Raw genomic sequence first — 15,665 nt, 5'->3', positions numbered from 1 at the left:
GTACAACTTCAAGGTTTTGAATTGTTACGCGGTCACCACCCATACGTCCTGCAAGGTTTTTACCTTTGAATACGCGGTTAGGTGCAACAGGTCCCATAGAACCTGGACGACGGTGGTAACGAGAACCATGAGCCATTGGTCCACGTGATTGTCCGTGGCGCTTGATAACACCTTGGAAACCTTTACCTTTAGAAGTACCAGTTACATCAACAACGTCTCCAGCTGCGAATGTTTCAACTGTAATTTCAGCACCAACTTCTAAGCCTTCAACGTTTTTGAATTCACGAATGAAGCGCTTAGGAGCCGTGTTAGCTTTTGCTACATGTCCTTTAGCAGGTTTGTTGCTCAATACTTCGCGTTTGTCATCGAAACCAACTTGGATAGCGTTGTATCCGTCTGTTTCAACAGTTTTAACTTGAAGAACAACGTTTGGAGTTGCTTCAATAACTGTTACAGGGATCAATTCGCCAGCTTCAGTGAAGATTTGAGTCATTCCCACTTTTTTCCCTAAGATTCCTTTTGTCATGAGAAAATAGTTCCTTTTCTATATTTTTTATTCAAAAAGTTTTTAACGAGCGTTTTTTATGCTCAAATACCAAGCTTTAGATTAAAGTTTGATTTCTACGTTTACACCACTTGGAAGATCCAATTTCATCAACGCATCAACTGTTTTTTGAGTTGGGTTAACGATATCGATCAAACGTTTGTGTGTACGCATTTCAAATTGTTCGCGAGAGTCTTTATATTTGTGAGTCGCACGAATGATTGTGTAGAGGCTACGTTCAGTTGGAAGTGGGATTGGACCCGCAACTTGTGCACCTGTACGAGTAGCTGATTCTACGATTTTTGCAGCCGCTGTATCTAGCGTACGGTGTTCGTAAGCTTTCAAACGGATACGGATTTTTTTGTTTGCCATCTTTTTCTCCTTTTCGTCTATTTAAGATAATAGGCTAGCTCCACAAGAAAACCGACGCGGTGTTGCGTGGCAATGCAACCGAGCGTGTCGCAACCTCTTGCATCAAAGCTAAGGCTGTAATTTACAGCACCATAATAGAATAACACAAAACCCCTGCGATTGCAAGGGATTTGTTGCTGTTTTTTCGTTTTTTTACAATGAAACTGTTTTCTTTTTTGATAGGTCATTTATTTAACTATTTTCATAGAAGAAAGTTAGTCTCTCTTCACCTGTTCATAGCTTTCTTTTCCATCATTGAGCTTGTCCCAAATCACTACTTGCCCACTTTTGAGTGATTTTTGCACATCGATGATGCGTTGATTGGACGAACCTCGAAACTGGAGCATGAGATTTCTCTTAGTTCGGTCATACCGTCCATCGACAAGGATGTCAATTAACGACAATAGTTCCAGTTTATCTGGAGTTTCCAACATCATTTCTTCCCATGTATAGCCCGTCCAGGACCAGATATCCTTATCTGGCAATTCTTTCCGAATACGCTTCACGAGTGGCAAAAGAATGCCAGTATTGAGAAAAGGTTCCCCTCCCAGCAAGGTCAATCCTTGAACATAGGGCTGGGCAAGGTCTGCCATGATCTGTTCTTCTAATTCTGCTGTATAGGGAATGCCAGCATTGAAGGACCAGGTAGCTACATTATAGCACCCCTCACAGTGAAACATGCAGCCTGATACATAGAGGGAATTCCGCACACCTTCTCCATCCACAAAGTTAAAAGCCTTGTAGTCAATGATACGCCCTTGACTGAGTTCCTCGCTTTTCCATTCTTGTGGTTTTGGATTATTCATTCGCTACCTCTATCCAATAACGCTCTACACCATCACGAACATCCTCAAGGAGCCCACCATTTGCTAAAATGACTGCTCTGCTAGCAGGATTATTCACGCTACAGGTCACCAGAGCTTTCTTGATATTCTTTTCCTTAGCAACTTGCAAGCCCTGACGGAGAGTTTCCTTAGCATAACCCTTGCCTCTTTCTGATGGACGAATGGAGTAGCCAATGTGGCCACCTTCTTCTAGTAAAAAGTTACTGAGGCGCAACCGGAGATTAAGAAATCCAATTGCTTTACCTTTCACAGAAAAAGCTACTAACTGAATTGCGGGAACCCATCCTTCAGTCAAATTAATCCCCATTTCCTGATTCTGATTACTTTCCAACCATTCCTCATAAGAAAAATTTTCTGTATCCCAGAAACCACCGTCGTGAGGCGACTGATATTTTTCAAACTCTGCCATCATCTCTAAAACTGTTTCTTTATCTGCTAATCTTGGTCTGCGTAATTCCATCCTTACCTCCCACTAAGAGAAAAGCGAGAGCTGACTCTCACTTTTATTTCTTCTTATTCTTATTTAAAAATTGTTCTCTGAGGTTGAGCAAGCGTTCTTTTTTACCAGCTCCACCTTTAGAGTGTTTCTCGTGATAACGGGTTACTTGTGCACGCCCCTTATCGTCTAATTGATATTTTCCCATTTCACTTCTTTCTAATTTGTTACTTGATGGCCAGCTATTTTAATCGTTGAACCATTCATATGTTTGACACGCGCTGCGATTTCCTTGTGACGTCCATTGACCATAGGTCTCGCTTGAGGATTGCCTAAATAGCCACAAGTCCGTTTAACAACGTCTACTGTTTTAGGGTCGCTATTGCCACAGTTAGGACAAGCAAAGCCCCTCTCAGTTGGTTCAAAATCCCCTTCAAAATCACACTTGTAGCAACGGTCAATTGGTGTATTGGTCCCTAGATAGCCGACACGGTCATAGGCATAGTCCCAGACAGCTTCCAAGGCCTTTGGATTTTGCTGGAGAACTGGATACTCACAATAATGGATGAAACCACCCGACGCACCTGCTTCTGGATAGATTTTTTCAAAATCCAGTTTTTCAAACGGTGTTGGATTTTTACGAACATCGTAGTGGAAAGAGTTGGTGTAGTATTCCTTGTCTGTAATATCAGGAATAGAACCAAACTTCTCTGTATCTAGTCGACAGAAACGGTCTGTCAAACTTTCAGATGGTGTTGAGTAGATAGAGAAATGATAGCCATATTGGTCAGACCACTCTTCTACACGGCGTTTCATATCACGAATGATGTCCAGAGTGAATTCCTTGGCTTCTGTATTGTGTTCCCAGCTATTTCCAAAGAAGACAGTAGCCACTTCGTACAAACCGATGTAACCCAGCGAAACAGTTGCCCGACGATTCTTAAAGAGCTGGTCAACACTTTCTTCTTTACCTAGACGATGGCCAAAAGCACCGTACTGATAAAGGATAGGAGCATTCGCTGGCGTCGCTTCTTTAGTGCGTTCGACACGGTAAACCAGAGCATCTTCTGCGATATTCATACGCTCGTTGAAGATTTCCCAGAACTTATTCATGTCGCCCTCAGACTCAAGAGCAATACGAGGCAGGTTAACTGTCACAACACCCAGATTCATACGGCCTGAATTGACTTCTACACCATTCTCATCCTTCCACCCTTGGAGAAAGGAACGGCAACCCATAGGCACCTTAAAAGAACCTGTCAAGTCAACAATCTTATCGTAAGACAAGACGTCTGGGTACATCCGCTTGGTTGCACACTCAAGAGCCAACTGCTTAATGTCGTAGTTGGGAGTCCCTTCTTCCAAGTTAAGACCTCTTTTCAGAGTAAAAATCAGTTTAGGGAAGATAGCCGTACGATGTTCTGAACCAAGACCCTTGATACGAATAGTCAAAATAGCTTTTTGAATTTCTCGTTCAAAACGACTAGTTCCTAAACCAAAACCTAGCGAAGTAAAAGGTGTTTGCCCATTTGAAGTGAAGAGAGTATTGATTTCATACTCGAGAGATTGCATGGCATCATAGATATCTTTTTGGGTTTTCTTCCAAGCGTAATCTTCCCGTTTGTCAGGTAAGACCCATTCTTCCGCATCCTTGAGGTGTTTTTGGTAATTCTTCTCTGCGTAAGGAGCCAAGACTTCATCAATACGGTCAGCTGAACAGCCCCCATACTGGCTAGAAGCAACGTTGGCGATAATTTGGGAAATCTGAGCTGTCGCAGTCTGGATAGACTTGGGACTTTCTACCTCTGCATTCCCAATCTTAAAACCATTTTCCAACATACCCTTAAAATCAATCAAACAGCAGTTGGTCATAGGGGTATAGGGACTGTAGTCCAAGTCATGATAGTGGATATCCCCTTTTTGGTGGGCATTGGCTACGTGCTTAGGAAGCATTTGCAGTCCGATTGATTTTCCAACAATCCCTGCTGTCAAATCACGCTGGGTGTTGAAGACATCGCTGTCTTTATTAGCATTTTCATTGACAACTGCCTGGTCTTTGTTGAGAAGCTTATGGATACTAAAGTTAATATCTGTCGCTTTTGAGCGCTCAAAATCCCTCTGTGTCCGGTAAGTAATATACTCCTCAGCCAGCGCATATTCTTTGGCTTCAAGGAGTTCATGTTCTACGATATTTTGGATTTCGTAAATCTTAACTCCCTTTGGAAAGCGACTATGAATTTCTGTGACAATTCGCTCGGTCAAAGCATTGAGGCGTTTTTCGACCAAGGGTGTCACGTCCATAACCTTGTCTGCTGCCTTGTGGAGAGCCTTGTCAATCTTGTCCACATCAAACACAACACGTCTCCCATCTCGTTTCTCGACGAAGAGAGTTGGCAAAATTGTAATTTTTTCTTCTAGTGCAATCATATGCATGCTCTTTTCTAAAATGTTCTTTCTAAAAAGTATTATACCACTCTAAAAAGAAAAATCAATATCTTGTGTTAAAAATCCTAAATTTTTTAAAAATACACAAGATATTGATTTAGTTATTTAATTTTATAGACTTTAAACTCTGAGTAATCAGTCTTTACTTGTTGGTAATTTTCTTTCAAAATTGTTTCCACTTCAGACCAGACTGCTACCTTATCATTCACCACAATCACCTTAGGTTTGTTTTCTTTCAAGTCATTGATTAAACTAGTTTTATTCTCTTCTGTACTCGTGTAAAGAAGAGGTGATGGGAACATGGATCCAGACAAACGCTGGCTTTCTTTATACATCTGAACATGTGAATCCCAAATATAGATTTGGTCACCATCACTCGTCTCTTGTTTGACTCTATCTACCACTTGATGTTGTTCTCTATAAGAAGCTGGATGCAAGACAAAACGAGCCACAAAAGGAATAGCAATCAGATAAACCACCACTAGGATAGGTAGGTAGAGATTTCCCTTCATGAATTTTTTCCATAATGTAGGAACATCTTCTCTTCTCCGACGACGAGCTCCTCTAGCTGAATGTTTCCAACGAATACTGGTCATCAAAAGAAGGAGTAAAAATGGAATGATTAGAATCAAACGCGAACCGTGAAGAGGTTCTTGAGAAAAAAGCAACAAGGCTAGTACAAATAAGAAAGTGAAACTAGCAGGCACTGAAATAACATATAATCTTGATGTCTTTGATTGGAACAAGCCTAGAAAAACAAGGAAAAGAGCTCCTAAACCAAAGGTCAACAAACCATAGAATACAACATTATCCATTAGTTGGGGATTGGTAAAGACCTGAAGGGAATCAATCGGATACAAAAGACTCCCTAGAGCTTCTCCAAAACCACCTGAAGCAAGGACATAGTAGCCTACTGGGTAAAAGATGAGAGAAAAACCAAGCGCCGCTGCAAAAAACTGATAAACTCCATGGACAAAACGACCATGCCCAACATTAAAGACAAATAAACCAATCGTTACTACTGCAGTAAAGAGAAGACTTGTAAGAGGCTCTATGAAAAATGATAGACCCAAAAAGATCCCCAGACGTAAAAATCCCTTGTCATGGTTAGGAGTTGAAAGATAAGCTGCTATGAATGAAAATCCTGCAAACAGGAATGGCAGAGCTAAGATCGTAGCATAGCCTCCTCCAAAACCAAGCCCCGACACCAAAATATAAAATATTGTTAGGAGTTGCTTAGCTTGCTCCCTTTGCCCTGTCAAATACTCTGTCGAAGAAAAGAGGAAGTAACCTCCTCCTAAGAGGGCTAGCCATTCTACCAAGGCAAAAAGAATGCCGCCTTGGGTAATATAAAGTAGCAAGTAATAAAGAATGCCTTGACTAGCATAATAGCTACTGTAAAGCTGTCCTCCCTGATGCAAAGCCCACCCTATATACAAATCCTGAGCCTGAGAAGGACTTACCATATCTAAAAGTAAAGGAAGCACCACAGAAAAAATCGTCGCAATCGTACTTCCCATGATAAGCTTGAAAAATGGGAAAGCTAGGTGCTCTTCTTTTTCCAGGTCCGATTCAAGGTTCCTATTCAATCTATTTTCTATTTCATCACTCTGTATCGTTTCGGATACTTCTTCGATTCTGCCGTATACAGCCATGTCGTTTCTCCTATTCAATTTATCTGTCTTAGTATATCAAAAAGACCTAGAATTGTCAGCTTGCGATGGCTGTTTGAGTGATTTTTTACATAGTTGCACAAAGGTTTCAATTTCCCGAAATCGGTGTAAATGCGTCTGTTTAAATGTCAGGATATAATCCAATTCTTTCTGAGTCAGCATCATTCCCCCTCTATCTTTCTATTCGTAAAAGGCAAGAAAAATAGGACTGGTTTGTGTCCTAAGTCCTAGATTTCTTATAATATTGGGGCAAATAACTGGGCAATTTCCTTAATCAATTTTTGATACCAGCTATTTTTTATCGTATCTTGGAAAATTTCTTGAGATACTGAAAAAATCTCCTGAAAATCTTTTTGAATCTCTGTGATTGATGCCGTTTTATATAGCAAAACGGCATTTTCATAGTGGTGAAGCAAACTTCTATAATCTAAATTGATAGTCCCAACTGCAGCAAAATCCTTATCCACTAGGATTTGTTTACTGTGGATAAAGCCTGGACTATACTCAAAAATCCTGACTCCTGCTGACAAAAGATCCGGATAGGCTCCTCTTGTTATGAGCTGGATTAATTTTTTATCCGGAATGAAAGGAGTCACGATGCGGACATCAACACCCCTCATGGCTGCATTTTTAATACTCTCAGTTAAATCATAGTCAATAATCAAATAGGGTGTTGTGATATAGACTGAATCAGTAGCCTGATTAATCAAACTTTGATAAACTTTTTTCCCTACTTGAGTACGGAAGATGGGCTTGGGTCCACTACCGTAAGGAATGCAGAGCCCTTGGCCAGAACAAGGCTGATTTTCCAGGTGATACTGGTCAAAATCGCTGATTTCCCAACGATTGATGTACCAAGTCATCAAAAAAAGACGGGTTAGAGCCTTGACACCAGGGCCATCTAAGCGAATCCCACTGTCCTTCCAATAGCCAAAGCGTTCTATATGATTGATGTACTCATCGGCTAAGTTAATGCCTCCTGTATAGGCTACCTGACCATCTATGACAAGGATTTTACGATGGTCCCGATTGTTGTAAGCCACCGTCAAACGAGGAATCACCTTGTTAAACTTATGGGCTTCAATTCCTCGACTACGAAGCTGAATAGTATAGTCTCCAGGTAAAGTCGCCATACAGCCGATATCATCATAGAGCATCTTGACCTCTACACCCTGAGCTGCCTTTTGCTCTAGTATATCTAGTATGCTATTCCACATCAAACCTTCTTCGACAATATAGTACTCTAGAAAGATAAATTTCTCAGCTTTCTTGAGGTCTTCCAACATATGTTGCCACATGCTTTCACCCGAAGAAAAGAATTGTGAATCTGTTCGATCATAGACATCGGCATTGCTATCCATACTTAGCAAAGATTTGATAACTCCGTAAGCCGCCTTATCATCTTCCTTCAATTTCTGGCGGAGAGCTTTACTGTTATCCTCCCGAAAATGCATAGAACCAAGTTTGTCCAACTGCTTGATTTCTTTTTTGGACAATCGCCTTTCACCAAACATCAGATAGAGCAAGGGGCCGATGACAGGAACAAAAGTTACCACTAACCACATTACTTTACTATCAGGTGTCATTGAACGATTGACAATTGCGACAATAGTCGCCATACTCATAAAGATTAAGAGAATAACCCATAGAATAGAAGCCATACGCCCTAAGTAAAGAAAGAGACCAAAAACAAGAGAAAGTTCAAGCAGCATAATCGAAAGACTAAAGCCATACTTGGACATTAATAATTGAAATTTTCTATATTTCATATCCCCTCCTTGATATTTTGATACTCAATGAAAAGCAAAGAGCAAACTAGGAAGCTAGCCGCAGGTTGCTCAAAACACTGTTTTGAGGTTGCAGATGGAAGCTGACGTGGTTTGAAGAGATTTTCGAAGAGTATGAATGCTAAAAACAGGTAATTGATACTAGTATAACTCAGGTATTCGGTAGAAGGCAAGTATTTATAATCATTTTTCTGCGTAAAAACAAAAGAGACTGACAAAACCAGTCTCCTTCTAGTCTATTTTGATAAAACAATGCGATCAGACGCTTCTCTATCCATATCGTCGATAATCATCTGATTTCCATTGATTGCATAAATCTTGACATCATCCCCAATAATCATACGTTGATTAGCGGCATCGAAGCTAACCTGCTTGATTTCTTGATCTCCGTCAGTTTCTACCTGTGTCCAGGTGCCCGTTGTACCAGTTACCACTAAAGTGATACGGTCTCCCTCGTCCTGACCGGTATAGGTTCCATCAATATCAGTTGGTTGAGCCTCAGGAGCATTTTGTGAAGAACTTGTTGCTGCCTGGCTGCTATTTTCTGTAGAAGATGAAGCAGCAGATTGTGATTGCTGAGTTTGTTGTGTTTGCGAGTGAGTTGCTGGTTGTTGAACTTGTTGTGCTCTTTGTGAACAAGCTACTAAAAGACTAAGACTTGCTAGAGAAGCAAGAGAAAGTGTGAATCTTTTTAATTTCATGATAAATTTCCTTTCTGCTACCAATTTACAGAATTTTTTCCCTCTAACTAGTAGTTTCCCTAGTATAACAAGTTCAAAAAAGGAGGTCAATTCATCTGCTCATGGGTCAGCAAGTAGCCCCGTACTTCTGAGATAAAATAGAGAGACCCTGTAACGAACAACAAATCCTGGGCACCTGCTCTTGCTTCAAAATTGCTAATAAATTCTCGGTAAGAAGGAACTATATCGTAACCTGTTACATCTGTTTCATCCAAAGAACCTTGATAGTCAAAGCCGGTCACCTTGAGTTCCACCTGAGACAATTTTTCAGTCAGATAAGCCAACATCCCTTGATAATCCTTCCGTTTCAAGGCTCCAAATAGGATTTGAGGACGATAGCCTTCCTGCTCTTTTTCTTTGATAAACTCAACCAAGCGAGTCAAGGCAGGGAGGTTATGAGCACCATCCAAGTAAATCTGAGAACGAATACGCTCCAAACGCCCAGCCCAATGGGTCTTCTCCAAAGCCTGTCTTACAACCTGCTCATCAACAACTTCCTTTCCTTCCCTCATAAAAAGAAGAAAGGTTTGTAGCGCCAAGGCCGCATTCTCCCGCTGATAAGCTCCTTCTAAGCCTATGTTCAGCTGTGAAAGATTTAGTAAAGAACTTGAAAAATTACCATTCAGCATTGAAAAATCTTGGCCTGCCTGATAAAGGTCAACAGCTAAAGAGTCTGCTTTTTTCTGACAAACAAGCCTAGCTGCTGAAGGTATTTTCGCAATCACTGCCCTTTTACCAGCCTTAAAAATACCAGCTTTCTGCTCTGCAATTGCTGCTATACTGTCACCCAGAGTCTCCTGATGGTCAAGTCCGATGGAGGTGATGACAGCAATCTCTCCAGTTACCACATTGGTCGTGTCAAGTAAGCCACCAATTCCCACTTCTAATAAAACCAAATCCACCTCTTGCTCTCTAAAATAAAGAAAAGCAATCAAGGTCAGCAATTCAAAAAAGGACAACTGATCATGGGTTTGCAGAAGCGTTTTCTCCATCTCCTTGACCTGATTAGCCAAACGGATGAAGTCTGCATCAGCTATTGGTTGCCCGTTAATGCAGATTCGATCATTGATAGAGACGATATGAGGGGAGGTAAAGGTCGCAACTTTTTTGCCATGCCCCATAAATAACTCCCTCATAAAAGCAATGGTAGATCCTTTCCCATTAGTCCCAGTGACGTGGATAATAGGGTAAGACTGCTCAGGATTTCCTAACAAATCCACCGCTTGCTGCATTCGGTCCAAGCCTGATCGAAAATTCAAACCAATCCGACTATGGAGCCATTCTTCTACTTCAAACATATACATCTCCTTAATTACAGGTTCAATCAACTGCCTCAATAAAGTCTCATAACTAACAAAAACGAGGCCAGGATTTTCGTCCCGACCTCTCACCTGGTTAGCTAATAACTAGCTACTATGAATATTAACGTGGGGTAAAACATCCCCCGAACTTACTGACGGTTTTTATTTTTTAGCGTCAGGCTAAAAACGTCCACCGGACGTTTTTACTCCTCCATAAAACTATTGAAGACTTCTTCAATCATGTTCCATTCGTCTTCTGAGTCTTCTGGGATTGGTTGCAATTCACCTTCTGTTCCATCTTCGTTTTCGATGAATGAGTAAGCTTGGATTTCAACTTGTCCGTCTTCGTCTTCTTCTGCGTTAACTGGTACTAGAAGAACATAGTTTTTACCAAATTCTTCTTTTCCGTCAATGGTCAAAAGGATTTCAAACAAGGTTTCATTTCCTTGTTCATCTACTAGTGTGATTAATTCACGTTCTTCGTGGTCGTGGTTATGATCGTGTGACATAGCCTCTCCTTTGTATTAAAATTTTCTATCTAAATAATTTTGTAAAATCAGCTGAGCTGCTAACTTATCAATGACTTTCTTGCGCTTATTACGACTGATATCTGCTTGCTCGATCAACATGCGCTCTGCGGCAACTGTTGTCAAGCGTTCATCTTGATAGTCTACTGGTAAACCAAAAAGCTCTTCTAACTTTGCTCCGTAGGCTTGACTAGCTTCCACGCGCGGTCCGCTTGTATTGTTCATGTTTTTAGGCAAGCCCACTACAAATCGTTCCACCTTGTAAGTATCAACCAACTCCTTAACGCGGTCAAAACCAAATTGACCTTGTTCCTCATTGATTTGAATGATTTCAAGCCCTTGAGCTGTAAAACCGAGCGGATCGCTAATGGCCACCCCTACCGTTTTTGAACCGACGTCCAATCCCATAATTCTCATAGATTATAGATCGACTCCTTGTCCTTTTAGGTAGTAGCGAACCAATTCCTCAACGATTTCATCACGCTCATACTTACGGATTTGATTTCGTGCATTATTATAACGAGGAACGTAGGCAGGGTCTCCACTCAATACGTAACCTACGATTTGGTTAATTGGGTTGTAGCCCTTATCGTTCAACGAAGCATAAACATCAGTCAAAGTTTCGCTAATTTCTTTTTTATTGGAATCGTCCAATTTAAAACGTACTGTTTCTTCAGTAAATCCCATTCTAACACCCTCTTTCCTTAGAATAGTACCATTATAGCATAATTCCTTACGTTCTACAATTCAGGCAGTCTATTTATTTGGATTTTCTATTGTTCTGTCGCGCCATTTGCCAATCTGTCTGAAATATATTTGCTTGGTTCATTCTTCAAGAGATTTTCTAAACCAATGTTCTTCAGATATTCCAACTGAGAAGCCTTCTTGACATCCAGAACTTGAAAATCAAAACTAGTCGTTGTTTGAAGTTCTGTTGCACTTAACAGCTTGGTTTCAAGCTTAAATCCTGCTAATTTACGAGCTTCTATGATCGATTCATCTTTCTCTTCCGCCTCAAGAAGAGCTTTTTGGGTTTCTTCCACTCCATGTTGATCAATATAAGTCTTCAACTCATCAGAAACTGGACGTTTTTGTTGGATAGTTAGACTCAAAAAAGTCTTGTCTTTGTATGTAATGGTTTGGGTTTGCTGGCTACCATCATCTGACTTTGGCAAAACCAAAGTCTTGGTCACAACTGTATTCTTCTCTGCATTCTCAATAACTGGCAATGCTGACTGAAGCGTATCCTTTTCTGTTTTGGTAGCTGTACCAGTTTCTTTTTTCTGTCCACAACCAACCAGGACGAAAAGGAAAGCTAGGCTAACAAGAACTATTTTTTTCATTTCTTTCTTCTTTCTTTTTGAAATTAAAATAGAATAAGACTGGGAGTTGCTCCCAGCCTTGATGTTTATAGAGCTGCACGCAAACGTGCTTCTGCATTTTCTACATTACGGACAGAGCGTGGTAGGAAGGCACGAATATCGTCTTCCTTATAGCCAACTTGCAGGCGTTTCTCATCTACAAGGATTGGGCTCTTTAAAATTCTCGGTGTTTCCATAATCAGATTGAGGACTTCATTGACACTTAAATCTTCAATATCCACTCCAAGAGCTTTAGCATAGCGATTTTTAGATGAAACGATGCTGGCTATTCCATTGTCTGTTTTAGTCAGAATATCCAGTAATTCTTCTCTCGTAATTCCTTCTTTACCAAGGTTTTGTTCTTTATAACTTAACTGGTGGGCATTGAGCCAGGTTTTTGCTTTTTTACAGCTAGTACAACTTGAGACTGTATAAATTTTAATCATGTACCTACCCCTTTCGCTACATGTTACTATCAGTTTAGTCTATTATACCATAAAAAACATCCGACTTGCGACCTATTTTTAAATTTTTTTGATTTTTTTCGTCATTTTCGTACTTTTTTCTTGACAAAATGAAATTTACAGCCATTCTTTATATTTCTTGATATAGATTTTTTTCACAATTGTCACGCTAATCATGTACAAAATGATGATGAAAATCAAAAAGATAAAATAAATCGGTTTCAAAGGAGTTAGATGAAGAAGGCTAGCTAGTGGACTGTAGGGAAGGAAGGTCACAAAGGCTGCAGCCAATAAGGTTGTCACAAGGACTAGCCAAGCTGGACGACTTTGTAAAAAAGGAATTTTAGCTGAACGCAACATATGGATAACCATGGTCTGTGACCACATGGACTCGATAAACCAACCTGTCTGAAACAAGACAATAAATTCTACGGCAGACTCTGCCCCATGAACATAAGCTTGACCTGTTGTCATGGGTACAATGATAAAATAAAGCAAAATAAAGGTCAAAATATCAAAGGCAGAAGAGATAGGTCCCATCCAAATCATGAAACGTGTGATGGACCTAGCTTCCCAGGTATGCGGATTTCTCAAAAAATCTTTATCCACCTTGTCAAAAGGCAAGGCAATACAAGACAAATCATAGACTAGATTTAGGATAATCAAATGGACTGGTGCCATTGGTAAAAATGGTAAAAAGATTCCAGAGACTAATAGGGATAAGATATTCCCAAAATTAGAACTCACTGTCATTTTGATATATTTAGTCATATTGGCATAGACCTTACGCCCTTCAACAAGTCCTTTTTCCAGAACCATGAGATCCTTATCAAGTAGGATAACATCAGCTGTTTCTTTGGCAATATCTACTGCTGTATCAACAGAAATCCCCACATCTGCAACTTTCATAGAAGGAGCATCATTGATTCCATCCCCCATATAGCCTACAGCATGACCATTAGCCTTAAATTGCAAAATAATCCTTGCTTTTTGGTCAGGAGAAAGTTTGGCAAAGACTGTTACCTCCTCCACGGCTTGAGCCAATTCTTGATTACTCATCTGATCAATTTCAGATCCTAACAGCATCTGATTGATATCCAAACCAACCTTTTCACAGACTGCTTGGGTAACTTTTTCGTTGTCTCCCGTCAAAATCTTTGTTTGAACCCCATGTTCTAACAGAGCCTTAATTGCTGGTGCTGCAGATGGTTTAGGAGGATCTAGGAAGGCTAAATAACCAGTTAGAATCATATCCCCTTCATCATCAACTGTATAGGTATGACCTTCCCTCAAACCTGACTTATAGGCCACTCCCAAGACACGCAAACCTTGTTGATTTAGTTGTCGTACTTCCGCTAATATTTCTTCTCTAATAGCATCTGTCAATGGAGTAATCACTCCTTGGTATTCCGCATGACTGGAAATCGTCAACATTTCCTCTAGGGCACCCTTGGTTACCAAACTAACAACTTCGTGTTCATCCTTAACGATAACACTCATCCGTCTGCGTTCAAAATCAAAGGGAAGCTCATCTATTTTTTGAAAAGTTTGAGCCAGATTTTGCAAGTGGGTGTGTTCTTTTGCTTCCTTTTCAGTCCGTTTGATGATGGCTCTGTCCATCAAATTTTTCAAGCCCGTTTGAAAATAAGAATTGAGATAAGCTCGTCTCAAGACGGTCAAATCCAAATCTCCATGTATATCCAAAGGATATTCAAGAACAATTTCGTCTTGAGTGAGGGTTCCGGTTTTATCCGTACACAAGATATCAATCGCCCCTAAGTCCTGTATGGCATTGAGTTTCTTGATAACCACTTTTTCCTTGGCCATGATAATGGAGCCTTTTGCTAGACTGGCCGTGATAATCATAGGAAGCATCTCAGGTGTCAATCCAACACCAACACTCAAAGCAAATACGCCAGCTTCTAACCAATCTCCATCTGTTAAACCATTGGACAAGAAAACGATGGGCACCATGACCAACATCAAACGAATCAAGAGCCATGAAATACTATTCATCTCCCGCTCAAACGAAGTAGGCTCGTCATAGGTGTTCAAAGTCTGCTCAATGGCTCCCATCATGGTATCATCACCAACTGCTAAAACCACGGCCTTGGCACTACCAGACAAGACATTGGTTCCCATAAAGGCGAGCGCTTCTGCTTCTAGCAGACTATCAGATTGTTGAACTGTTGCCTTGGTCAAGGCCAATTTTTCAACCGATTCACTTTCACCTGTCAAGCCCGACTGTTGTACAAAGAAATCGCGCGACTCAAATAAAAGAAGATCTGCTGGAATCATGTCTCCAGCGCTTAATTTAACCACGTCACCCACTACCAAATCATCGATAGGTACTTCTTGGATTTCTCCTTGACGAATGACAGTCGCTGTGTTGACAATCATTTTTGATAGATTGGTCGCAGCCTTATCACTACGGAGTTCTTGGACAAAGCGTATGCCACCAGAAATGAGGACGAGGACAACGATGATAATAGAAGTCGTCGGATCCTCTTGACCTGGTTTTGCCAACCAGACATTGGTCACCAAGGAAATCACGGCGATGACCAGTAAGATGATCGTAAAAGGATTGATAATGGATTCGTAAATTTTTTTGAGGATACTGTCTTCTTGACCCTTTGTGATGGTATTTTCACCATATAGGTCACGATTTTTCTCCACCTGCTGCTCCCCAGTCAAGCCTGTTAGACTTGTCTTATAAAAAGATAGAGTTTCGTTTAAAGATGTATGAATAGCTGTTGCTAATCTTTCTTTTGTAGTTTTCATTGGTTTCTCCTATCTGTATGAATGATGTGTTTCATACACAGAGACCAATCACTTTATAAGGGCAGAACGACACAAATCAGCGATTGGCTGTGTATGTGCGGTTCCGGATGATCGTCAATTTGCATCGTCTATCTCCTTTCTTTGATTTAAACAGTAGAAAATCCCACCATAAAATGGCAGGATTAAAAAACTAATTATCTGTTTTTCGTTCAAGCTTTAACTCCATAGGGCAATGTAATGAGCTTAGTCTTGGCCTTCGCGACCAGGACTGTTGACCAACGAGTAGTGTCTCCACTGCTTTGCGGTAGTCATCCGTATCCCTATGGTAGCCTCACCTACCGTTTTCGTCT

Annotated in this window: 16 protein-coding genes and 1 riboswitch; all 16 genes read right to left on the bottom strand. The window is 40.6% G+C overall.

Going from position 1 to position 15,665, the window contains the following annotated elements; genetic code table 11:
• Positions 1–526: 50S ribosomal protein L3 (rplC, locus tag PAN07_RS06655; RefSeq protein WP_269797515.1), on the bottom strand; the 526-nt coding region annotated here is incomplete at its 3' end.
• Positions 527–607: 81 nt separating this feature from the next.
• The gene (gene rpsJ / locus PAN07_RS06650; protein ID WP_001284513.1) at positions 608–916 is read right to left on the bottom strand and encodes a 30S ribosomal protein S10; all 309 of its coding nucleotides are present in this window, start codon (positions 914–916) and stop codon (positions 608–610) included.
• A 254-nt stretch (positions 917–1,170) separates the two neighbouring features.
• Entirely contained in the window at positions 1,171–1,761 is a 591-nt protein-coding gene (nrdG, locus tag PAN07_RS06645) for an anaerobic ribonucleoside-triphosphate reductase activating protein (protein ID WP_001064216.1), read from the bottom strand.
• Positions 1,754–2,260: a GNAT family N-acetyltransferase gene (locus PAN07_RS06640; protein ID WP_269797514.1), complete on the bottom strand. Its 507-nt coding sequence runs from the start codon at positions 2,258–2,260 to the stop codon at positions 1,754–1,756. Before PAN07_RS06640 ends, nrdG begins: the two co-directional genes overlap by 8 nt.
• A gap of 43 nt (positions 2,261–2,303) precedes the next feature.
• Positions 2,304–2,444 carry a hypothetical protein gene (locus tag PAN07_RS06635; protein WP_000521618.1) on the bottom strand — a complete coding sequence of 47 codons (141 nt, stop codon included), beginning with the start codon at positions 2,442–2,444 and terminating at the stop codon, positions 2,304–2,306.
• Positions 2,445–2,455: 11 nt separating this feature from the next.
• Entirely contained in the window at positions 2,456–4,663 is a 2,208-nt protein-coding gene (gene nrdD / locus PAN07_RS06630) for an anaerobic ribonucleoside-triphosphate reductase (RefSeq protein ID WP_269797513.1), read from the bottom strand.
• Between the two features lie 119 nt (positions 4,664–4,782).
• The gene (locus tag PAN07_RS06625) at positions 4,783–6,336 is read right to left on the bottom strand and encodes a damage-inducible protein CinA (protein WP_269797512.1); all 1,554 of its coding nucleotides are present in this window, start codon (positions 6,334–6,336) and stop codon (positions 4,783–4,785) included.
• Positions 6,337–6,590: 254 nt separating this feature from the next.
• Positions 6,591–8,123 carry a cardiolipin synthase gene (cls, locus tag PAN07_RS06620; RefSeq protein WP_120719112.1) on the bottom strand — a complete coding sequence of 511 codons (1,533 nt, stop codon included), beginning with the start codon at positions 8,121–8,123 and terminating at the stop codon, positions 6,591–6,593.
• A 254-nt stretch (positions 8,124–8,377) separates the two neighbouring features.
• Positions 8,378–8,842, bottom strand: coding sequence for an SP_0198 family lipoprotein (locus tag PAN07_RS06615; RefSeq protein WP_033682416.1), 465 nt, complete (start codon positions 8,840–8,842; stop codon positions 8,378–8,380).
• A gap of 86 nt (positions 8,843–8,928) precedes the next feature.
• Positions 8,929–10,179, bottom strand: a complete 1,251-nt coding sequence (locus PAN07_RS06610; RefSeq protein ID WP_269797511.1) for a folylpolyglutamate synthase/dihydrofolate synthase family protein — start codon at positions 10,177–10,179, stop codon at positions 8,929–8,931.
• A gap of 206 nt (positions 10,180–10,385) precedes the next feature.
• Positions 10,386–10,691 (bottom strand): DUF1292 domain-containing protein, encoded by a 306-nt coding sequence (locus PAN07_RS06605; protein WP_000017620.1) that lies wholly within the window; start codon positions 10,689–10,691, stop codon positions 10,386–10,388.
• A gap of 15 nt (positions 10,692–10,706) precedes the next feature.
• Positions 10,707–11,126: a Holliday junction resolvase RuvX gene (gene ruvX / locus PAN07_RS06600; protein WP_004239076.1), complete on the bottom strand. Its 420-nt coding sequence runs from the start codon at positions 11,124–11,126 to the stop codon at positions 10,707–10,709.
• A gap of 3 nt (positions 11,127–11,129) precedes the next feature.
• Positions 11,130–11,396, bottom strand: a complete 267-nt coding sequence (locus tag PAN07_RS06595; protein ID WP_000507059.1) for an IreB family regulatory phosphoprotein — start codon at positions 11,394–11,396, stop codon at positions 11,130–11,132.
• Between the two features lie 86 nt (positions 11,397–11,482).
• Positions 11,483–12,052 carry an SP0191 family lipoprotein gene (locus PAN07_RS06590; RefSeq protein ID WP_261027252.1) on the bottom strand — a complete coding sequence of 190 codons (570 nt, stop codon included), beginning with the start codon at positions 12,050–12,052 and terminating at the stop codon, positions 11,483–11,485.
• Between the two features lie 65 nt (positions 12,053–12,117).
• Positions 12,118–12,516 carry a transcriptional regulator Spx gene (gene spx / locus PAN07_RS06585; RefSeq protein ID WP_000591165.1) on the bottom strand — a complete coding sequence of 133 codons (399 nt, stop codon included), beginning with the start codon at positions 12,514–12,516 and terminating at the stop codon, positions 12,118–12,120.
• 135 nt (positions 12,517–12,651) lie between these two features.
• Positions 12,652–15,315 carry a magnesium-translocating P-type ATPase gene (mgtA, locus tag PAN07_RS06580; RefSeq protein ID WP_269797510.1) on the bottom strand — a complete coding sequence of 888 codons (2,664 nt, stop codon included), beginning with the start codon at positions 15,313–15,315 and terminating at the stop codon, positions 12,652–12,654.
• 194 nt (positions 15,316–15,509) lie between these two features.
• A riboswitch (M-box (ykoK) riboswitch) is annotated at positions 15,510–15,660 on the bottom strand.
• Positions 15,661–15,665: the final 5 nt, after the last annotated feature.

Source organism: Streptococcus sp. SM5, assembly GCF_027497975.1.
This window is presented reverse-complemented; position numbering and strand designations above follow the sequence as displayed.